At 45.9% G+C, this 22,238-nt stretch carries 16 protein-coding genes; 5 read left to right on the forward strand and 11 right to left on the reverse strand.

Annotated elements, in window-relative coordinates; all coding sequences use genetic code 11:
* On the reverse strand, nt 1-3,362 hold a 3,362-nt coding region (locus HMPREF1152_RS09055), incomplete at its 3' end, for a Cna B-type domain-containing protein (protein WP_009644566.1).
* Between the two features lie 181 nt (nt 3,363-3,543).
* On the opposite strand from HMPREF1152_RS09055, the gene HMPREF1152_RS06875 reads away from it, so the two are divergent.
* A complete protein-coding gene (locus HMPREF1152_RS06875; protein WP_036379381.1) occupies nt 3,544-4,230 on the forward strand; it encodes a response regulator transcription factor in 687 nt (228 codons plus the stop codon).
* Nucleotides 4,205-5,638, forward strand: a complete 1,434-nt coding sequence (locus HMPREF1152_RS06880; protein ID WP_083844350.1) for a sensor histidine kinase — start codon at nt 4,205-4,207, stop codon at nt 5,636-5,638. Before HMPREF1152_RS06875 ends, HMPREF1152_RS06880 begins: the two co-directional genes overlap by 26 nt.
* Before the next feature lie 93 nt (nt 5,639-5,731).
* Here HMPREF1152_RS06880 and radA read toward each other — a convergent pair whose 3' ends face one another.
* The 9 genes from radA to HMPREF1152_RS06925 all read right to left on the reverse strand — a co-directional run bounded on the left by radA (nt 5,732) and on the right by HMPREF1152_RS06925 (nt 16,221).
* The gene (radA, locus tag HMPREF1152_RS06885) at nt 5,732-7,108 is read right to left on the reverse strand and encodes a DNA repair protein RadA (protein ID WP_009644497.1); all 1,377 of its coding nucleotides are present in this window, start codon (nt 7,106-7,108) and stop codon (nt 5,732-5,734) included.
* Nucleotides 7,109-7,142: 34 nt separating this feature from the next.
* The gene (locus HMPREF1152_RS06890; RefSeq protein WP_009644510.1) at nt 7,143-8,717 is read right to left on the reverse strand and encodes a putative ABC exporter domain-containing protein; all 1,575 of its coding nucleotides are present in this window, start codon (nt 8,715-8,717) and stop codon (nt 7,143-7,145) included.
* Entirely contained in the window at nt 8,714-9,532 is an 819-nt protein-coding gene (locus HMPREF1152_RS06895; RefSeq protein WP_009644493.1) for an ABC transporter ATP-binding protein, read from the reverse strand. The genes HMPREF1152_RS06890 and HMPREF1152_RS06895 overlap by 4 nt, the downstream gene beginning before the upstream one ends.
* Nucleotides 9,532-10,746 carry an AI-2E family transporter gene (locus HMPREF1152_RS09060; RefSeq protein ID WP_009644519.1) on the reverse strand — a complete coding sequence of 405 codons (1,215 nt, stop codon included), beginning with the start codon at nt 10,744-10,746 and terminating at the stop codon, nt 9,532-9,534. Before HMPREF1152_RS09060 ends, HMPREF1152_RS06895 begins: the two co-directional genes overlap by 1 nt.
* A 212-nt stretch (nt 10,747-10,958) precedes the next feature.
* Nucleotides 10,959-12,893 (reverse strand): elongation factor G, encoded by a 1,935-nt coding sequence (locus HMPREF1152_RS06905; protein WP_009644502.1) that lies wholly within the window; start codon nt 12,891-12,893, stop codon nt 10,959-10,961.
* Between the two features lie 208 nt (nt 12,894-13,101).
* Nucleotides 13,102-14,496: an asparagine--tRNA ligase gene (gene asnS / locus HMPREF1152_RS06910; protein ID WP_009644534.1), complete on the reverse strand. Its 1,395-nt coding sequence runs from the start codon at nt 14,494-14,496 to the stop codon at nt 13,102-13,104.
* Between the two features lie 169 nt (nt 14,497-14,665).
* The gene (locus HMPREF1152_RS06915; RefSeq protein ID WP_009644538.1) at nt 14,666-14,989 is read right to left on the reverse strand and encodes a hypothetical protein; all 324 of its coding nucleotides are present in this window, start codon (nt 14,987-14,989) and stop codon (nt 14,666-14,668) included.
* Nucleotides 14,990-15,121: 132 nt separating this feature from the next.
* Complete coding sequence (locus HMPREF1152_RS06920) at nt 15,122-15,775, reverse strand: hypothetical protein (protein ID WP_156791982.1); 654 nt, start codon at nt 15,773-15,775, stop codon at nt 15,122-15,124.
* Between the two features lie 23 nt (nt 15,776-15,798).
* Nucleotides 15,799-16,221: a hypothetical protein gene (locus HMPREF1152_RS06925; protein ID WP_009644536.1), complete on the reverse strand. Its 423-nt coding sequence runs from the start codon at nt 16,219-16,221 to the stop codon at nt 15,799-15,801.
* Nucleotides 16,222-16,748: 527 nt separating this feature from the next.
* On the opposite strand from HMPREF1152_RS06925, the gene thrS reads away from it, so the two are divergent.
* From thrS to HMPREF1152_RS06940, 3 genes are all read left to right on the forward strand, one after another.
* Nucleotides 16,749-18,800: a threonine--tRNA ligase gene (thrS, locus tag HMPREF1152_RS06930; protein ID WP_009644545.1), complete on the forward strand. Its 2,052-nt coding sequence runs from the start codon at nt 16,749-16,751 to the stop codon at nt 18,798-18,800.
* Between the two features lie 92 nt (nt 18,801-18,892).
* On the forward strand, nt 18,893-19,405 hold the full coding sequence (locus HMPREF1152_RS06935) for a transcription repressor NadR (RefSeq protein WP_009644550.1): 513 nt from the start codon (nt 18,893-18,895) through the stop codon (nt 19,403-19,405).
* A 145-nt stretch (nt 19,406-19,550) separates the two neighbouring features.
* A complete protein-coding gene (locus HMPREF1152_RS06940) occupies nt 19,551-20,639 on the forward strand; it encodes a PTS transporter subunit IIC (protein WP_009644482.1) in 1,089 nt (362 codons plus the stop codon).
* A 312-nt stretch (nt 20,640-20,951) separates the two neighbouring features.
* Here the strand turns inward: HMPREF1152_RS06940 and HMPREF1152_RS06945 are convergent, their stop codons facing one another.
* Nucleotides 20,952-22,226, reverse strand: a complete 1,275-nt coding sequence (locus HMPREF1152_RS06945; protein ID WP_009644508.1) for an MFS transporter — start codon at nt 22,224-22,226, stop codon at nt 20,952-20,954.
* Nucleotides 22,227-22,238: the final 12 nt, after the last annotated feature.

Genomic DNA, 22,238 nt, shown 5'->3' on the forward strand with positions numbered 1-22,238 from the left:
GCGATGAATCTGTTCGTATCTCCTGTCTTAGGTCTCGTAATCTCCTTAGGTGTATGGCTGTTGGTGATGATGATGTTACCATGATCCTTATCATCCACACTCACCGTATAACCCGAAGGACTTCCTTCCTCCTTAACGGTATACTTTATATCCTTTCCCTTAGCCTTCTTAGGAAGCCTGTTCCATGTATAGCTCCAATTGCTTCCTGCCTTAAGCTCAACAGCTTCTCCCTTCTTCTCTCCGTTCGCATAGAGCTGTACTTTGATACGTTCAGGTCTTATTCTATCCTTATCGTTGCTGTCGTTCCATCTCTTGGTTACGGTTACAGAGGTTTCCTCAGGAGTATAGCTATTTTTGATATCATAGCCTTCTATCTCGGTATTGTAGTCATCTACGGTGTTTTCCGTTACGGTGTACTTGATCACCCTTCCGTTTTCGTACTTCGGAAGATCGGTAAAGCTGTATTTCCAGTCGGTAGCTGCTGTAGCCTTAACATTCTTAACTTCTCTTACATTCGCCAGAAGATTTACAGTGATTTCCTTAGGCCGCTTTCCGTCCTGGTCATCCTTGTCATTCCATACCTTCTTACCGTTGACTTCCGTAACTTCAGGCTTGTGGATGTTCATGATCCTGATATTTCCCGTATTGCTGTTATCTACTTCCGCAGTATAACCTTCTACCTTCGTAGTCTCTTTTACAGTATACTCTATATCTTTCCCACCAGCTTTCTTCGGAAGCTTTGTCCATGTATGAGTCCAGATATTTCCATCACCAAGCTCTACCTCTGCTCCCTTCTTTTCACCATTTGCATACAGCTGAACCTTGACGCTCTTAGGGCGCTTTCCGTCCTGATTGTTCGCATCGTCCCAACCCTTTGTAACCGTTACGCTTGTCTCTTCGGGGGTATAACTGTTCCTGATGTTATAACCGTCAATATCCGGAGTATATCCATTCACAGCATCCTCCGTTACGGTGTACTTAATCACCCTTCCGTTTTCATACTTCGGAAGGTCGGTAAAGCTGTATTTCCAACCATTAGCTGCTGTAGCTTTCACCTTCTTAACTTCTTTTCCGTTTGCCAGAAGGTTTACAGTAATCTCCTTAGGGCGCTTTCCGTCCTGGTCATTCCTGTCGTTCCAGGTCTTCTCCCCTTCTACCTTTGTTTTCTCCGGAACATGTTTGTTGCTGATGATTATATTTCCCTGATTCTCATTATTATAGGATGCAGTGTAGCCGTTTATCGATTCTGCTTCCTTTACCGTATACTTTATAGTCTTTCCTGCCTTCTTCTCAGGAAGGTTATTCCATGTATAGCTCCATCCGCTTCCATCGGTAATTTCTACTTCATTTCCGACTTTATCATCATTTCCGTACAGCTGTACCTTGATGCTGTTCGGACGTTTCCCGTCCTGATTGTCGCTATCATCCCATCTCTTGGTTACAGTAACCGAAGTCTTCTTCGGAGTGTAACTGTTCTTGATGTTATAACCGCTGATTGCAGGTGTGTATTCAGCTACTGCATTTTCCGTTACGGTATATACTATTTCTCTGCCGGCATTATCATACTTGGCTACATCCTTGAAGGTATATTTCCACTTTCCGCTTGCGTCAGACTTTACCTCCATCGATTTAACAGGATTTCCGTTTGCCAAGAGGTTTACCGTGATCTTGTCCGGACGCTTCCCATCCTGATCATCGGCATCGTTCCAAGTCTTCTCTCCTGAAACCTCAGTCGTATTCTTGATCCAGTAGCCAACAAGTTCGACATCACCGTTCGGCATCTCAAACGAGCTGTCATTATCCTTGACAGTGACCTTCTGTCCGCTTTCGGTATGCCAGCCTGTAAAGATATATCCTGACATGGACAGGTCAGGCTTCACGTCAACGGTCGCATGCTGATTGTAAGTCTTGGAATCAACAGGCGCCGTAGGACTTCCTGCAGGGATTTCCTCTCCCGCCGGATTCTTGACGATTTTGTACGTTACCTTGTATTCCGACTTCTTGTTGGTAAGTGTGAAATCCTTATTATCACTTGGTGCATCCTTATCGGTAAAGCTTATTACAAACTCCTTCGATACGGCAGGATTGCTGTTGTCATATCCCTCCGGAGCTTTAGTCTCCACCAGGCGATATGTCTTACCGTTCAAGAGTCCTCTGATATTCAAGATACCGTTTGCATTGGTATAGAGACGGTCACCGACTTTGCTGCCGCCGTTGCTGCCGACAATCGTTATATGGTCCTTCACATATTGTGAATCCGTATCAATCCAATTTCCGGCGGGAGCCTTCTCCTGAAGCTTGAACTCCGCCTTCTCAACACCCTGTCCCGTCTTGGCGTCCGTCTTCAGGATGGCTGCGCCGTCCTTATATGTATATAGACTGATGTCACCTACGACAAAGAAGTTCCTTGCCGTCACCGACTGGTCTGAAATGGTCGCCGTGTTCTCGACGTAAGCTCCTGTCCGCATGACCGGCTTAACCAGATCAGCGTTAAAGACAAAGTTAAGATCAGTAATAGGCCAGTCCTTGATCTGATCGTATATGGTATCAACCGGTATCTGAACTCTCTGCAAGTCATTGTCCGGGGTGATGTCATATGTAGGGAAAAAACCATTGATCACCTTCTCCTTACCGACCTTGTCACAGAGATCTCCCCATGTGTACATACTCTTGGGATCCTTCGAGCCCACCTTTCCGAGATTCATCACCAGTCTGATATCCCCGTTGGGGTTCTTGTAGATGCCGTATTCCCCTTTCTTGAGCGATGCCTTGAAATCCTCATAGGACTGTCCTACGGCCGCTTCTCTCTTTGTGAAAAAATCATCAAAATTTACGTACCCTGCCTGCGTAGGATTGTAACAGTTGGTGGGCTTGCCATCGACGTAATTCTGCCGTAAAACCGGTGTCTTCCCGTCCTTATACAGGTGTGTGCCTCTTATTGTAACGTTTTTCTCAAACTCAATATTTTTGTATGTATCGCCCGGAAGTAGGTCCTCCACATAGGTGGTCTCTGTGGCAGAATAGGAACCGAACGCCGCATCGTATCCGAACAGAAAGGCGATCGTTGTAGATGCGTCCGAGATTGTGTCGTTTTCCTTGCCACTGAGAGGAGAGGTCAACTTATACTTATAATTAGGTCTGTTCGCGTCAATGCCCCAGTGGGCGCTGGTATTGGTCGACGACGTTCCTCCGGACTTGCTGTTGCCCTTACTGAAAAAGGTTGCCGGATCGCCGGGCCCCGGCGAGGGATAGGTTCCGAAGAATTTTGCAGTCTGAGTCAGATAGTAATTCGCCTTGACATTGACAATGGGAGTTTTTTGTACCTTTTCGGACTGTAAATTAAAGTCTACTTTTTTTGTCATTCATTGTTTTCACGAAGCCGGCTTAAGCACTTACAGGCATTCACAAACACGCTACACTCTCGTATTCTTCAATGCAATTCCACAATATGTATATTCGCTGTGTTATAATTGTGTAAAATTTGAATAGAATTTAGAGCAGAAAATTAATTACATGCTGCAGGATATGAAAGGAAAGCATATTATGAAGAAATTACTGGTTGTAGATGACGAAGCTAAGATAAGAGAGGTCATCAAAGAATATTCGGAATTCAGCGGCTACGAGGTTACCGAGGCTGCCGACGGAATGAGTGCTATCGGGCTCTGCAAGCTCAACGATTACGATCTTATCATCATGGATGTTATGATGCCTAAGCTTGACGGCTTCAGCTCTGTGAAGGAAATAAAGAAAATCAAGGATATCCCTGTAATCATGCTGTCCGCAAGAGGCGAAGAGTACGACAAGCTGTTCGGCTTTGAGCTCGGAGTAGATGACTACGTCGTAAAGCCTTTTAGCCCTAAGGAGCTTATGGCTCGTGTAAATGCAGTTATCTCAAGGCGGGAGGGTGCCGATCACTCGACAAGCACTGTTATGAAATTTGACGGACTCGAGGTTAACTTCGCGGCGCGTACTATTTACATCGACGGAGAGAGGGTTAATCTCACACCTAAGGAATATGACCTGCTCTTCTATCTGATCCAGAATAGGAACATCGCATTATCAAGAGACAAGCTTCTCTCGGATATATGGGGCTATGACTTCTTCGGTGATGATCGAACAATTGATACTCACATCAAGAATCTGAGAAACAATTTGGGTCCATATAGAGACTTTATCGTTACACTAAGAGGAGTTGGATACAAATTTGAGTACGAAGACAAAGAGAAATAGATGGGACCCAAACAGCATACGTGCCATCTCGCTGATGTACTTCATGATCTTCGCCGGCATCATCCTTCTGATGATATGGTTCATGCAGAGCTTCTTTATGAACAATTACTACGAGCGCATGATGGCTCGCGAGGCGCAGAACACAGCGAACAAGCTCGGCAATTACTATTCCACCAACAAAGGGAATTTTGACGAATATGCACGCAAGGCTGCTGAACGCAACGGTCTCTACATTAGACTCGACACCAAGACTTCAACATCTGAGTACGGCAACGGAGGCTTCGCACCGGACGATTCATCCAAATATCTATTTGAGATATCCAATGCCAAGGAAAAGCTCGAGGAAAGCTCGCTGGGCACAGTCTCTCTGACGATTGCCGACAAAGGCAAGGACGCCTCCAGACTCGTATATGCGACATATCTCGGCAGTCGCTCGGACAGCACCATCCTGTACATGATCGCTCCGCTGTACCCTGTACAGTCGACAATTTCAATACTGCGTTCACAGCTGCTGTACATCACATTTATCACGCTGATGATTGCCAGCATGCTGGCAATCATCATGTCGACATGGCTGTCGCTGCCTATCGCCGGCATCACCAGGTCGGCTGTCGAGCTCAGTAACGGCAATTATAATGTTAAATTCAACGGCGGTATGTTCACCGAGACGAACGAGCTCGCCAAGACGCTCAACAAGGCGTCATACGAGATGCAGAAGACCGACTCATACCAGCGCGACCTGATTGCCAACGTATCACACGATCTCAAGACTCCGCTGACAATGATCAAGTCATACGCAGAGATGATCAACGATATTTCAGGCGATAACCCTGAGAAGCGAGCCGAACACCTCGCAGTTATCATCTCGGAGACTGACAGGCTCAACAAGCTCGTTACGGACATGTTATCCGTATCCAGGCTGCAGTCTAACTCCGCAGAGATCAACATGACGAAGTTCGACATAGTAAAGGCCGCGTCCGAGGTTGAGGAGACGTTTGAGGTACTCAACCAGCAGGAAGGCTATAACATCACATTTAGCAAGTGTCGCTCCGCCTATGTCTACGGTGACTACGATAAGCTCAAGCAGGTTATGGCTAACCTTATCTCCAACGCAGTAAAATACTGCGGCGAAGACAGATACATCCATATTGAGCTCAAGAAGGTCGGCCGCAGCGTCAGATTTGACGTAATCGACCACGGTGACGGGATTGCCGCCGAGGAAATTTCGCACGTATGGGAGCGCTACTATCGAACCAGTGCCAACCGTAACAGGAACATCGAGGGCACAGGGCTCGGCCTCTCCATCGTCAAAGGCATATTGAGTCTCCACAACGCCAACTACGGAGTCGAGAGCGAGGAAGGCAAGGGAAGCGATTTCTGGTTCGAGCTCAATACAGTTCGGAAATAGGACGAATTAGAGGTCGGATATATCCGGTTTCTGAATCTGACAATCTAGCTTCATTAGCGGTCGGAAATAGGACTAGCAGAGATTATATTCCTGCTAGTCCTTATTTACGTAAGCCTTGATGGCATCGCCGAGGCTGTCTGCTCCTATGACGCGGATACCGGTACCCGGCTTGGCTCCCTTGATGTTGCCCTTTGGCAGGATTATGGCTTCGTAGCCGAGGCGTGCCGCTTCGCTTGCTATACGGTCCGCATTCCTCACTGCCCGCAGATTGCCGGTGAGCCCGACCTCGCCGAGCGCGACGATGCGGCGAGGCGAGGTGCGCTCGCGGAACGAGCTGTAGATCGCGAGCGCGACGGCCAGGTCTGCGCCCGGGCCGTCGGGCTTGAGCCCGCCGACAACATTGACATAGACATCATAATTTAACAGAGAGATCCCTACTTTTTTCTCCAGCACAGCCAGTATCATATTGAGTCTGTTATTATCTATTCCGATTGCGCTTCGGCGCGCGAAGCCTACATTGGCAGGTGTCACCAGCGCCTGAATCTCGAAGAATACCGGACGGCTGCCCTCGTAGAGCGCCGAAGCTACCGATCCTTCCTCACGGGCATCTGAGCTCTCCAGCAGCGTGCCGGACAAGTCCCTGACCTCGGTCATACCGGAAGCACCCATGCTGAAAGCCCCGATTTCCTCGGTGGTACCGAATCTGTTCTTGACAGAACGCAGTATCCTGAGATCCCTGTCGCGCTCCCCGACGAAATTGAGCACACAGTCCACCATGTGCTCGATAGTTTTGGGGCCGGCGAGGTCGCCCGATTTGTTGACATGCGCCACAATGAAGATAGGAACATTGTTACTCTTAGCGTATTTCATGAGCAGGTTCGAGCAAGCGCGAATCTGCGTGATGCTGCCCGCAGTGTTGTCCAGCTCATCGGAATACATCGTCTGAATCGAGTCGATAACCAGGAATTTGGGCTTGACCTGTTCACAGGCCATCAGCACACTCTCAAGGTTGGTCTCGGGAAATATCAGAAGGTCACCGGAAAGATTGTCGCACACCCTGTCGGCGCGCAGCTTAACCTGCTTCTCGGATTCCTCACCGCTCACGTACAACACAGTCCCATTGTTAACAGCTATGGAATTTGCCGACTGGATGATCAGCGTTGATTTGCCGATTCCCGGCTCACCGGATATCAGTATCATCGATCCAAGTACGATTCCGCCGCCGAGCACCCTGTCGAGCTCTGCGATCCCCGACGTGATCCTCGTGTAGCTGCCGGTGCCCACATTTATCAATTTGGAAGGCGCTGCCTTGTCGGTCGTCCGCCTTCTCGCATCATTGTCCTGAACCGGCTTCACCTTCTGCTCAACAATAGAGTTCCACGCACCGCAATAAGAGCACTGCCCCTGCCAGCTCGGAAACTCATTGTCGCATTCCGCGCACATATATACAGTCTTCGCTTTCTTAGCCATTATCTCATTACTCCTTAATACCGGAATTTCTCACCTATTCTGACTCCATATGCTCCAGTACCAATGACGCCACGAACATTCCGGAGAGTGACATCAGTACAGTTATCACGCAGACTGCACTAAAGCCTATCTCCACTCCTATCCCCGTCACGATGCATACTGCCAGCACTGCAGCCGAGATGCCTATTACCAACGTCTTAACCGCAAACTGTATGAGGTTGAGCAGGAATCGGAATGCATCCAGCACCTTGCTGAGATATACCTCTACAACCATGTGATAGTACACGTTTGTAGCATTTATCCCGATAAATGCCATAATGATCAGCAGCATTTGTATAACGGTCAGTCCCAGCACAAAGCCTCCGGGAACAGTTATGAAGGCTGCATCCAGAGCAGCTTTGATGTGCTCAAGCTTGGTCGCATTCCATGTTTTCCTGAGATTCGTATCCGGAATCATAAATATATATGGGTTTTCAATTTCCTTTTCCCACTTTGTCCGACCGATGGACGTAAACAGCTCTACGTACACAAGAATTACAGGTATCGCCAATAGATTTCCAAGACCGAGATCGATATCTATGGTGATGCCGGCGATACTTATACACCCGATGAAAATACAGATGTAGCTGCGCAAATTAAAGAAAAACGTAGTCTCCTTTTTATACTCCAGCAGCTGTCTATAATATATAGCTCTGGCATAATCTCCTTTATATCTGACCGTTGCCTCCTTGTACTCCTTCTTGCCCCCAAGACGCCAGCTTGACGTATCGCCCTTATTGGATTTCTTCTTGAGTTCAGCATAATCCTTCGCAAAGGTTTCCGCATCTTCGTAATAATCCCCCTCGCACTTGCTCTTGTAAGCTACCGCGGCAAGCACAGCGGTCGAGATTACATAGAGTCCGCCTGTTATGACGTTACCGACAGTCGGCCCCATGAAGAAGAGTTGAATAAATCCAAGACTCCATCCGACAATCGGAACAGCCTTGATTAGAGGATGCCCGAGAAATTGCACTAGGACTTGCGCTGACAAGCCTGAGCTGATAAACATAGCAACAAATGCCAGGCTGACGGCAATGATGAGGCCGTAGGAAATCCGGCACAGGGCTTTGATGTGCTCCTTGCTTATTACCTCATTGCCGTAACACAGTATTGCCAGACTATGCTCGCAAATAGTACCAAGAATCAGATAGGCTATTCCGAACACCAGAAACTTAGGGGTGCTTTCGGGAAATTTCACGCATCCTGTTATTAGAATTACCAATGTAACTGCCATACTGATCAGTGTTCCCCTTGCTGAGGCGTACATCAGAATTCTCTTAGGAGAGAATGGTGCCGGGAACAGGAAACGCACGTCTGCCGGAGTAAATATTATCCCCTTGCGTCTCAAATAAGTTACGATAGATAAAGTGCCCGCGTATAATTGTATCATGAGCAGCACAGTTATGAATTGATTGACATTCTTGAACTTCAATGAAGCAACCATAGTCTTGATGAGCCACAATACGTATATCACAAGCAATATCAATGTAATCCATGCCAGCGGTTTCTTGAAGTTCGACCGGAGCTTGTTTCTAAACTGGCGCACATATAAATACATCAAGGCATTCATAGCTTTGCCTCCTCGTCGGTACGATGCATGTCATCCTCACATGATTTTTCATCGTTATATAGCTCACCATCAGACTCAGAATCTGCACATTGCTGCAACTCCGTATCGTTCTCGTCATGTGACTGAGTATCTCCGGTTATTTCAAAGAAAATGCGTTCGATATCCCCATTATATTCGGGAGTATTGGCGTATGTCCCGACAAGCTTTCCATCCTTCATTATGAAGACATAATCCCACAGCTCTTTGACCATTTCGAGCATGTGCGTGCTAATCAGCACTGTAACTCCCTGCGATTTTAACTCCATTATAAGCTTCTTGAGCTCCTTGATTGCCACCGGATCCAGCCCAACCATCGGCTCATCAAGCAAAAGCACACTCGGCTTGATAGCCAGTGCACAGCAGATGCTCAGCTTCTGCATCATACCCTTGGACAATTCATTACCGAGCTTGCCTTTCTTGTCGCTCATCTCAAATCGTTCCAGCAGTGAATCAAGCTCCGCGTCTGTTATCTCCGAGCGGTACGCTCGCTTGATATATTCAAGATGCTCTACTACGGTGAGTGCCGGAAACAGCGCCGGCAGCTCCGGCACGTATGCAAACCTCTTCTTGGCCTCCAGACTTCTGGATGGGATTCCGTCAACCGCAATAGTTCCCTCATATCTGAGAAGTCCCGCGATACTCTTGATGATAGTAGATTTACCCGCCCCGTTGGGCCCAAGCAAAATACCAATCTGCCCCGTCGGCACGGTAAAGCTCACGTCATCAACCGCTTTGAACTTACCGTAGTATTTTGAAAGCTTCTTAATCTCCAGCATTATTCCCTTATCCTTTCCTTATCCGGCTGTATTAACGCATTACGTCTGCCTGACCTTCTCTCAACCAGTCTTTCAAACCATATTTTGCATAGAGCAGACACCGGAACGGCCGCGAGCATTCCTACAAATCCGCCTACCTTATTGCCGGCAATAATCGCAATTATTACAAGCATAGGATGTACATCTATACTCTTTGACAGCAGCTTGGGATTTATAACAGCGCCGTCAATAACCTGTACCGCCGAAATGATTATAATTGAGATAAGCATCGTCTTGAGCTCACCTGTTATTACACCTGAAATTATTGTTAACCCGTACCCGACAATCGGTCCCATATATGGAATGAGGTTGGCAATTCCTGCGGTTACTCCTATCATCACACCGTACGGCATTCCAACGATTGTAAACGCTATGCTGATTAGAAGCGCTACCATAAGCCCATCGAGAGCAGCCCCTCGGAAATATCCGCTAAACACCTTGTTGACATCATTGTATATGTAATTCAGTCTGTCGTTGGCACGTTGTGACCAGAACGTTCTTATCACGTAACCCCAATATTTACGTAAATTCGCCGAATCAAACAGGAGGTAGACTGTAAACATCATAGAGAAAAGCAGTGTGCTTGCACCCGAGGCTATATTTGAGAAGAGTGTTTGAAGTCCGCTTCCGTTATTTAGTAGCCTTGTAACCCAGCCTATCAGATTCTGTTCAAATTTGACTACAAAGCCATCCCCTATATTGTATTTTGAAAGCCACAGCCTCAGTCCTCGTTCGAATGCTTCAGCCTGGCTTACGATGCTGTTTATCAGAGTGTTAATACTGCCTGAGTTCAAGGTTTGCACCTGTCTGGTTATTGCAAATACAATCGCAGAAATCGCTGCTGTTGCCACTATTGCAATCAGTATTATCGATAATACTACCGAAAGTGCGTGAAGCCGCACGCTGTTCTTATTGCCAAGCTTGGATCCTGACGCAAGCTTTACTATCAGGCGTTCCACAAGTCTCACAAGCGGATGCAATATATAGGCAATTATTCCTCCTATAATGACCGGCTTAACAATCGCGCCTACCCAGCTCAGGCCATGCAATATCATCCTGCTTATAGATTGATATTGACCCATCACAAGTATCAGCGCATATGACATGCCGACAGTAAGTATCACATATGCCATAAGCTTAAGATATTTTTTATCAAATCTGTCTCTGAATTTCATCCTCGTTGTTATCCTCTCGCCAACAAAATTCCGTTATTTATTGATGATAACAAAATAATACCGGGTACGCCAGTTGGTTCACCCGGTATTGAGCTCTATAATTATTAAGATTTTATAAAAATTCAAGCATGCGGCAGTTTACTTTCGTTCAACATCCTGCTTATGGGCCGAGATTTGAAATGTGCTTCGGGTGTCCCAAATTATCACTTGCTTTAAGCCTCCTGCTTGTGGGCCTCGACGATCTTCTGTGCCAGGTTAGCCGGAACCTCTTCATACTTGGAGAATTCCATCTCGAAGCTGCCTCTTGCCTGAGTCATAGCTCTGAGCACAATTGCATAATCGAAGAGTTCTGCCTCCGGCGCCTCTGCGTGCAGGCAGGTCTTGCCGTCATCCGCCGGATCCATGCCGAGGATGCGTCCTCTGCGCTTGTTCATATCCCCCATCACGTCTCCTGTGTACTTCTCAGGAACTGTAATATCGAGCTTCATAATAGGCTCCAGCAGACAAGGCTTAGCTTCTACGATCCCCTTCTTGAATGCGAGAGAAGCGGCAATCTTGAACGCCATCTCGTTGGAGTCTACATCATGATACGAGCCGTCGTACAGAACCGCCTTGATATTGACAACCTTGCAGCCTGCAAGAGGCCCCTTCTCCATGGACTCCAGCAGACCCTTCTCAACAGCCGGAACATAGCTCTTAGGGATTGCTCCTCCAAACAGCTCTTCGGAGAACTCAAAATTTTCCGTGGATGGAGAGAATCTGATATGCACATCTCCATATTGCCCGGCTCCACCTGACTGCTTCTTGTGCTTACCCTGCACATCCGAGGTGCCCTTGATAGTCTCTCTGTATGCGATCTTCTGAGGAACTGTCACAACATCTATGCCGTAATTCTTCTTGAGCTTCTCTTTGATGATACCTATCTGGAGATCTCCCTGCCCACCGAGCAGTGACTGATGAGTCTCCGGATTTCTCACCAGCTCAAATGACGGATCCTCCTCCATGAGCTTGAACAGTCCTTGCGCCATCTTTTCCTCATCGTTCTTATCCTTAGCCTGCACTGCTATGAAGTAGTTAGGCTTAGGGAAGTCGATTGGCTCGAAGCTGATGCCTTCGCTCTTGGGGGATAGGGTATCGCCTGTCCTGGTACCTGCCAGCTTAGCTAGTGCAAATATATCCCCGGCCACAGCCTCGGTTGCCGGAACCTGTGACTTACCTCTAACGTAGAACATAGAGCCGAGCTTTTCCATTTTCTGAGAACGCGCATTGTACAGCTCCTGCCCTGCCTTGACAGTTCCGGTTATAACCTTTGCGTAGGAAATCCTGCCAAGGAACGGATCCGCCTTGGTCTTGAATATCCAGAGAACCGGCTTATCTGCCGGATCTGTAGTAACCTCAACGTCTTCGCCCTTGATATTCTTAGCTGAATATGGCGGGTGGTCGGTAGGCATCGGCACATACCTGTTGATAGAGCGGAGCACCTCGTCAACACCCTCGCCTGTCTTGGCCGACATCTTGATGATTGGAACTACATCTCCTGTTGCAATTCCCGTCATCAGTCCGTTATAGAATTCTTCTTCTGTAAACGGCTCATCGTTGAAGAACTTCTCCATCAGAGCCTCATCCGTACCTGCAACCGCTTCGTTGAGAGCATCCTTATCATCATCGGTAACTACCGAGTTGCCGAACTTCTCTCTCAGCTGCGCCACTACCTTGTCAACGTCTACGTTATCTTTATCAATCTTGGTGAGGACTATGAATTTAGGATTCTTATGCTTGCTGCATTCCTCCCACGCCTTCTCGGTTCCTACCTGTACTCCCGCGGATGCATCCACCATGATAATCGATGATGCAGCTGTGCTGAGCGCTGAACGAATCTCACCCGTGAAGTCAAATAGGCCCGGAGTATCGAGGAAATTGTACTTATATCCCTGGTACTCAACCGGAACGAGTGTAGTGCTGATGGAATGCTTCTTCTCAATTTCCATCTTGTCGTAATCCGATGTGGTGTTACCATCCTCTACTTTGCCCATCCTGGTGATTGCGCCGGTGGCAAGCAGAGCCGCTTCAAGAAAAGTTGTTTTACCGCAGCCGCCATGTCCCAGAAGTATGACGTTTCTAATCTTATCTGTAGAATAACCTTTCATCCTTAGATCCTCCCATTGATTTTAATATTTTGTTGAGCTCGTAAAATAATTTAAACTCTCGTTACAAGTATAACATAGGTTGTTCCTGTTCAATACAATAATTTAATGTCACTAAAAAGCGCTTAAAAAGCGGCGAATCACCGTTCCCTTGCACGGAAACGAGTCATCACCGCTTATGCTTATCAATGCATTTGGCTGCAAATATATTCTAAAACTCTGCGTTCTTAGGAGTTCTAGGGAACGGCACTACGTCACGGATGTTGCTCATACCTGTCAGATACATAATCATTCTCTCGAAACCGAGTCCGTATCCGGCGTGCTTAACGCCTCCGTATCTGCGTAGATCTACATACCAATCGTAGCTCTCTCTGTTCATGCCTATCTCGTCCATCCTAGCCTCGAGCACGTCGAGTCTCTCCTCTCTCTGACTGCCGCCGATGATTTCTCCAACGCCCGGAACGAGCAGGTCACAAGCCGCAACAGTCTTGCCGTCGTCATTGAGCCTCATATAGAACGCCTTAATTTCCTTCGGATAATCGATTACGAAGATAGGCTTCTTGAACACTTCCTCTGTGAGATATCTCTCGTGCTCGGTCTGTAAATCGATTCCCCACTCAACCGGGAACCGGAAGTCTTTGTCAGCCTTCTTGAGCATCTCAACCGCTTCGGTATAAGTAACTCTCTCGAAATCCGAGTTTATTATGTTATGAAGTCTCTCGAGCAACCCCTTGTCCACGAACTTGTTGAAAAATTCCATCTCCTCAGGCGCATGCTCAAGCGTGTAGTTGATGATGTATTTTACCATATCCTCTGCGACATCCATGTCATCAGCGAGGTCTGCAAATGCTATCTCCGGTTCGATCATCCAGAACTCGGACGCATGCCTGGCGGTATTGGAGTTCTCTGCGCGGAACGTCGGCCCAAATGTATATACATTTCTAAATGCCAGCGCCATCGCCTCTGCCTCGAGCTGTCCCGACACAGTGAGGTTGGTCTCCTTGCCGAAAAAGTCCTGCGAATAATCGATAGAACCATCCTCGTTAGTTGGCGCGTTGTTAAGGTCTAGCGTAGTAACCTTGAACATCTCGCCTGCACCCTCTGCGTCACTACCTGTGATGATTGGAGCGTGTACATATACGTAGTCTCTCTCTTGGAAGAACTTATGAATCGCATAAGCAACGATGCTGCGAACCCTGAATACAGCTGAAAAGGTGTTGCTCCTAGGGCGAAGATGTGCAATCTCTCTCAGGTATTCCATAGTGTGACGCTTCTTCTGGAGCGGATAATCTGCCATCGAATCAGCCTCGACAACAATCTCTGCTGCCTTGAGTTCAAAGGGCTGCTGCGCTCCGGGGGTCAGCTCAAGCACCCCCTTAACCATGAGTCCGGCTGCGAGACGAGCCTTGGATATCTCGTCATAATTTGCAATCTTAGATGCCTCGTACACAACCTGCAGAGGAGTGAAGAAGGTACCGTCATTGAGCGAGATGAAACCGAACTGATTGGATGCACGATTACCTCTCACCCAGCCTCTGACAACAATCTCTTTACCTGCATACTCTTCTCTGTTTCGGAAGAGTTCTCTGATCTCAATATCTTTCATTAGTATATCCTTCCTATTACCGTCTTGTTCTCGCAAATGCACGAATTTATTAATTGTATCACGTTTACATGTGATTTATCGAGTGTTTGAGCCATTTTATAGCTATTTACATGTTATTTTTCGTTGTTTTCATAAACTTCCGAGCAGCTCACCCGATTCTGCTGCTTTTCTACGCTATCTTCTCGATACCGCACTTGTAGGGAGCAACCACTTCAGCAAGTCTACTCAGCACTTCACCTGAAGTAAATACTTCTGGATATCCCACCTTGAGGCTGATGCTCATACAGCGCTCACCTCTATCTATGCTTACGGTTTCAACGCTAGTTCTCTCGTCCCCGGCGATAAGGTTAATCTCCGAGTTGATTCCGTAAGGCTCTTTGTCGAAGAGCTTTAGGAACATGTCGTCGAACCTATTTGCTGTAACTGTGTATCCCCCTAATCTCTCGGGGAGTACCGGCATATTAACTTTAACTTTCATTTCTCTATTTCCCATTGTGTCCACCCTTTTCCTTCGATTTATTTTGATTTACCATGGTTAAATCCATTAATCTGCACCCAGTATAATACCCCTTTTCATCTTCCAGATTCAAGGGGTTTAACTAGGTATTGATTTTAATTCGTCGTATTAACAGTAATCGTGGATTTTGTCTCCGCACATTATCTTTACATATGTGTTATATACTTCCGGAATCGGTCTTCCAAGGTAAATCTCGAGCTCCGGATTTACGTTTTCCCCCAGAAGGCTACACAGGTATAGCCGCTCATTCAAGCCCGGGTACATCTCGACTGACATAGTTTCTATATTTTCAACCATCGGCCAATCTGCTTCTTTTAAACCAGACTTAACCACCGTATGATAGAGTCCGCACGGTGCATTGTTCTTGCTATTATCTATCATATCTCTTTCAACCAATGCTAGTCGAGTGCCGAGTATTACCACACTTCGCTTTACTCCGTCGACGATAATTTCTCGACTTCTGTGACCTAGGCCTTCTGTATGAACCCATCTGGTTGGAAGCTCGTAGTCAGAAATCGGCTCTACACCTTTAATGCTCTCGATAGGACTGTGCGCCTTCCACTGGCGCGTAACCGCATGACAGAACAACACCTTATCATTTGATAGAATCACACCTTCCCATGAGTTATCCTCGCTAAAGAGCTTGAAGAAAACCATGTATGGCGATTTTACCATCTGCGCCAAGATGTATCTCCCATCTCTAAGGCGTACCGATATGACCTTCCCTTCTCTCCAAGGAACCGCTTTTTTCTTGTTTTCCAATATACTAACCTATTTCCCTTCACTTACTTTATCTCACGAACCTTGACTTTGTTCTTCTTCAGCTGCTTCTTAATCTGCGTAAGTCTCGCTTCAGTGGCCTTATCATTTCCAATAATGATACCCTTGTTTCTCCCTTTTTTTCTCACAAACTCTATAAAATATCTGCGACCATTTAGACGCCTTCCGCGCACAAAGTGTATCTCAACCGCTTCGAGCTCCTTCAAAGGAATCACTCGGTTCCCCGGAACAATACCGCTATGAATGTATACATTCCCATTTGAGATATGTATAGGTTCTGAAAATTTTCCGCCGCTCCTGCTGACCATCATCAGCTTGCGTATCGTCGAGACAAGAATGACGGTTCCAACGGTAAATACCACTATTTTAAAGAAGTTGTTATCCCATGTCTCTTTTAGCCCAATCAAAAAATATTGATATATCTTCATTAAACAGCTTTCCTCCAAATTATCTTTTGCTTTTTATACGCAAGCACCGACTCTCGATACCTTGCTTCGCTTCGTAATCTCTTATCAATTCAGCGTATTCTTTTACATATAAATTCATAATCTTTCACCCCATAATTTCACTTTGAAACTTTGCGTTCATGCCCTTGAATTATATCAGATTTTGCCGCTAAATTATAACAGATTGCATCTCTAAATTCATTGACATTTAATACCCTCGGTGGTAGTATAACTTATTATTAAAACGATGACGAGGACAGTAGGTTCGCTTTAAGGCTATGAGAGAGGGATGGACGGTGAGATCATTCCGGCACAGGGCGCTCTGAACACCACCTCCGAGTGGCACTAATCCTGCCCGCCTAGCCGCGTTAAAAGCTTCAAAGAGTGCCGGAGCAGGAGCTTCGGAAGATGGGTGGAACCACGAATACGAATGTATGCGTCCCTTCTGACAATTTGACTGTCGGAAGGGGCTTTTTATATTCCTTCCGCGAATGAAAGGAGTTCTTATTATGATTATTACACTAAAAGACGGTAGCAAAAAAGAATACGCTTCACCGATGTCCATCATTGACATCGCCAAAGACCTAAGCGATGGTCTCGCGAGAGTTGCTTGCGTTGGTGAAGTTGATGGAGAGGTCTGTGACCTCAGAGCTGTTGTGGATAAGGATGCTGAGGTTAACATTCTCACATTTGATTCCGGTGCGGGAAAGCATGCGTACAGACACACATGTTCTCACGTGCTCGCAGAGGCTGTTAAGAATCTATATCCTGATTCTAAGATGACAATTGGTCCTTCAATCGAAAACGGTTTCTACTACGACTTTGACATGCCGGCTCTCACTAGAGAGGATCTCGATAAGATAGAGGCAGAGATGAAGAAAATCATCAAGAAGGGTGACGAGATTACTCGCTTTACACTTCCTAGAGATGAAGCTATAAAGCTATTTGAAGAGAGAAATGAGCCATACAAGGTTGAGCTCATCGAAGACCTTCCGGAGGACGAGATTATTTCTTTCTATCAGCAAGGAGATTTCATCGAACTCTGTGCAGGACCGCACCTGATGAGCACTAAGCAGATTAAGGCGTTCAAGCTAACTTCAAGCTCCGGTGCTTACTGGAGAGGTGATGAGCACAACAAGATGCTCACTCGAATCTACGGTACTGCCTTCAACAAGAAATCTGACTTAGAGGAGTATCTCGAGTACCTAGCTGACATCAAGAACAGAGACCACAACAGACTCGGACGCGAGATGGAGTTATTTACAACAGTAGACATCATAGGTCAGGGACTTCCTCTATTCCTCCCTAAGGGAACTAAGATGATCCAGAAGCTTCAGCGCTGGATTGAAGACCTTGAGGATTACGAATGGGGTTACGTGAGAACGAGAACACCGCTGATGGCGAAATCGACTCTTTACAAGATTTCAGACCACTGGTACCACTACAAGGACGGTATGTTTGTATTTGGTTACGAAAACCTCGACGATCTCAACAACGCAGAAGATGCAACTCGTGAGATCAGAGGTCTAGAAGACCTGAGCCTCGTTGAGAACGATGCTGACGCAAATGCATTTGCACTTCGTCCTATGACATGCCCGTTCCAGTACTATGTATACAAGGCTAAGCAGCACAGCTATAGAGACCTCCCTTACAGAATGGGCGAAACTTCAACTCTATTCCGTAACGAGGATTCCGGTGAAATGCACGGACTTACTAGAGTTCGTCAGTTCACGATTTCAGAGGGTCATCTCGTATGCACACCTGAGCAGGTCGACGAAGAGTTCAAGAACTGCGTAAAGCTTGCTAAGCACTGCCTCACAACTCTCGGACTCGAGGGAGAGGTTACATATAGAATGTCAAAGTGGGATCCTGAAAACCCTGGCAAGTACCTCGGCACTGCCGAAGAATGGGATAAGGTTGAAGCTGCAATGCGCGATATCCTTGACGAGATTGGGCTCGATTACACGGAGGCTTCCGGTGAAGCTGCATTCTACGGGCCTAAGCTAGACATTCAGGCAAAGAATGTGTACGGTAAGGAAGATACAATGATCACTATCCAGCTCGACATGTTCCTAGCCGAGAGATACGATATGTACTACATCGATAAGAATGGCGAGAAAAAGCGTCCATACATCATTCACCGTACATCGCTCGGATGCTACGAGAGAACTCTCGCTTGGCTTATTGAAAAATATTCAGGTAACTTCCCTACTTGGCTATGCGCAGAGCAGGTTAGAATCCTTCCTATCTCCGATAAGTATCAGGATTATTCAGAGGAAATCTTTGCTGAACTAAGAAGAAACGGTGTTGATGTTACAATCGACAGCAGCTCTGAGCGAATCGGATACAAGATCAGAAAGGCTCAGATGGAGAAGCTCCCTTACATGCTAGTCGTTGGACAGCAGGAAGCTGAGAATAAAACTGTTTCCGTTCGTTCGAGATTCGAAGGAGACGAAGGCAGCAAACCTCTGGGCGAGTTTGTAAACGCAATCTGCGAGGAGATTCGTACAAAGGCAATCAGAGCGAAGAAGGTCAGCGAAGAAGAGAAGAAAGATAAATAGTAGTACATACTATAATATACAGGTGATTTATTAGTGTATATTGTCAGGCTATAAGTCGTGTATTAGTATGATAATAATACGGAGAATTCGACATGCAGAGGGATAAGCGTAAAGATAAGATAATACAGAAATTGCAGTCTGCAGGTTCACCTGTAAGCGCTTCGGCTTTGGCAAGAGAGTTCGGTGTAAGCAGGCAGATTGTAGTCGGCGACATTGCAATACTGAGAGCAGAGGGATATGACATAACAGCCACACCTCGTGGATACGTGTTGCCTCTGAATCAGGAAGCAGCATCAATCTACCAGATTGCGTGTAAGCACGATAGAGCTGAGATTCTAGAGGAGTTGAATGCCATCGTCGACTGCGGCGGCACAGTACTAGATGTCACAGTGGATCATCCGATATATGGAGAGCTCGTCGGCAATCTACACATATCTAACAGGATTGAAGCAAGGGAGTTTGTAGATAGAGTTAACGAAAGCAAGGCGCCACCGCTATCTCTGCTAACGGATGGCATTCATCTGCACGCGATTATTTGCCGAGATGAAGCTACACTTGAGCTGATCAAGGAAAAGCTCCGTTCTATTGGGATACTCTTCGAGTAAATGACAAAATATTTTTTGGCAAACGACAGCATACTTTTGGAGTAGCCGATAACATTTTCTTTAATTTAATATTGACTTTTTATACAGCCTCTTTTAATGTATATACAGGTGTCATGACACCTGTATATAGTTAGGAGGCTTTTTAATGGCTAGTTTCACATCATTTCTAAAACGCAAAGACATAATCATCTCCGGAAAGAGATATGGAATTGACGCCCTCGGTGCCATGGCCCAAGGGCTTTTCTGTTCGCTTCTTATCGGAACAATCATCAACACCATAGGGGTGCAACTTCATATCACTGCCTTGTCGCAGACAGTAGCTACTATCGGTGGCATCAAATACACTGTGGGTGGACTCGCGATGGCTATGGGAGGGCCTGCAATGGCATGCGCGATTGGATATGCGCTCGCTGCTCCTCCGCTAGTTCTGTTTTCACTTATCACTGTCGGATTTGCTTCAAATGCACTTGGAGGCGCCGGTGGTCCTCTAGCAGTGCTATTTGTAGCTATTATCGCTGCTGAATGCGGAAAGGCTATATCCAAGGAGACAAAGATTGATATATTAGTTACACCCAGTGTAACTATAGGTATAGGAATTGCTTTATCCTGGTTCATCGCTCCAGCATTAGGCAACGCAGCAATGAAGATGGGAGATATCATCATGTGGGCTACAGAACTCCAGCCACTACTGATGGGTATCATAGTAGCAGTCGTTGTTGGAATAGCACTAACTCTTCCTATTTCATCCGCAGCTATATGCGCAGCTCTCGGTCTAACAGGCCTTGCTGGTGGCGCGGCTCTTGCTGGTTGCTGCGCACAGATGGTTGGTTTCGCAGTTGCATCATACGAAGATAACGGTGTTGGCGGACTAGTATCACAAGGAATAGGCACATCGATGCTTCAGATGGGCAATATTGTAAGAAACCCTAAAATTTGGATAGCTCCTACTCTCACCTCTGCAATCACAGGTCCTATCGCAACCTGCATATTCCACCTCAAGATGAATGGTCCTGCTATCGCAAGTGGTATGGGTACATGTGGACTTGTTGGTCCTTTGGGCGTTTATTCCGGTTGGGTTGCTGATATCGCAAAGGGAGCAAAGGCAGGTATCACTTCTATGGATTGGCTTGGACTAATACTTATATCCGTTGTCCTACCAGCAGTTCTAACTATACTATTCCACAAGGCTGTTAAACGCGCTGGCTGGGTTAAAACAGGAGACCAAAGACTGTAACCACTCTTTAAGCCATAGAAGATATCACACAATAGGTTTATTTTTCACCCTTTTAGTATCGGTTAATCATATCTAGCTTAGGCTAATATACCCGCTATCAATCCACTATTCAATCTTAAATCATATAACACTATTCAAAATTATCTCTTAACAACCCAACATAATTGAATAGTCTAAATCTTTGCAAAATAAAGGGAAGACTGATTTATAAAACCATGTCTTCCCTTTATTCTTATTCAGGTGTCCTGCCGCAATTATGGAATTTTATATGATTTGTATCCAAAACACCAAATCGCATCAGACAACCTTATACTATAGGGTCTCCACATTCGAATTATGTGCTTGAGCATTCTTTTTCTTTAATTTAAGAATACCAATTGAAGCAAATATGCCGGCAATTAAAACTATAATCTGATATACAAACATATATGTAAATGCTGTTTTCCCACAGTTATCCATCCAGTACCCGAATAACGTAAACTGGAACAGGTCGGGCGAGAAACCTACAGCAGCAGCAACGCCTATTGTAGACGCACTCAATGCTCTTGGTACTCCTGATTCTGTAAGTGTTGCATAGTATGCACCTCTTCCGATATATACGAAGAATGACAGTACCAATGTAACCACTAACACTGTTGCTACAGTTACGCTGGTTTTAGGAACTAGCATATATACCAATCCTATGATTCCAACAATATATACTAGTATCAAAACCTTTGCCGGCGACTTTACCTTATCAGTCGCAATTCCTCCTATAGGTGCTCCTACAAGCTGCATTCCATACTGTCTGGCAATGGCAGCCCATCCGGTTAACGTCACTGTAACACCCATCACCTGAGTAAAATATGGAGTGAAATATGTCAATGTAGACATAAACGAATATACTGCAAAAATACTAATAGCAACTAGCCATGTCGCAGGTTGCTTAGCTATAGAACCAAAGTCCTTAAAGAAGTTTGACTTTTCCTTGGATTCAGCAGCCAGTTTCTCTCTAACAGCTTTCCTTGAGGGACTCTCTAAAACAAAGAAAGCAAGTATAGTGAGCACAAACGATATAACTGCATTGCATATAACGGCAGCTCTTATTCCTCCGACACTAACTGCAAACTTTGTAAACGCCAGCATCATTGCGGAGCTGATGATTATGTTGAACAGGCCAATCGAAGTCTCATTAAAACCAAAGATTTTCCCTTGATTTTCATCACTAGCTAAATTTCTTATAATCTTGATATGTGCCGGATAGTTCAAGAACAAGCTTGCAAACGCAAAACCTATCCACATCAAAATTGCAAATCCGTATGTAGGATGTAGAAGGAATAAAATAGCGAATACGCCGTTCAAAAATACCGACAAAACATAAATTGTCTTGTAGTTGAATCTATCCGATAGCCATCCTCCGACAGGTGCTCCAAAAACGTTTCCAAATCCGTAAATTGTAATCAATAGCCCCAACTTTGTATTGGTTCCACCTATGAATTCTTTAAATGGATCATACCAAGTATATTGTAGGTAAGGTACTAGATATACAACGGACCAACATCCTCCCATTACAAGTATTGTAAGGACAAGCTTGAATTTACTTTTCATAAATCCCTCCAA

This window comes from Mogibacterium sp. CM50, from assembly GCF_000293155.1.
Lineage (GTDB): Bacteria > Bacillota > Clostridia > Peptostreptococcales > Anaerovoracaceae > Mogibacterium > Mogibacterium timidum.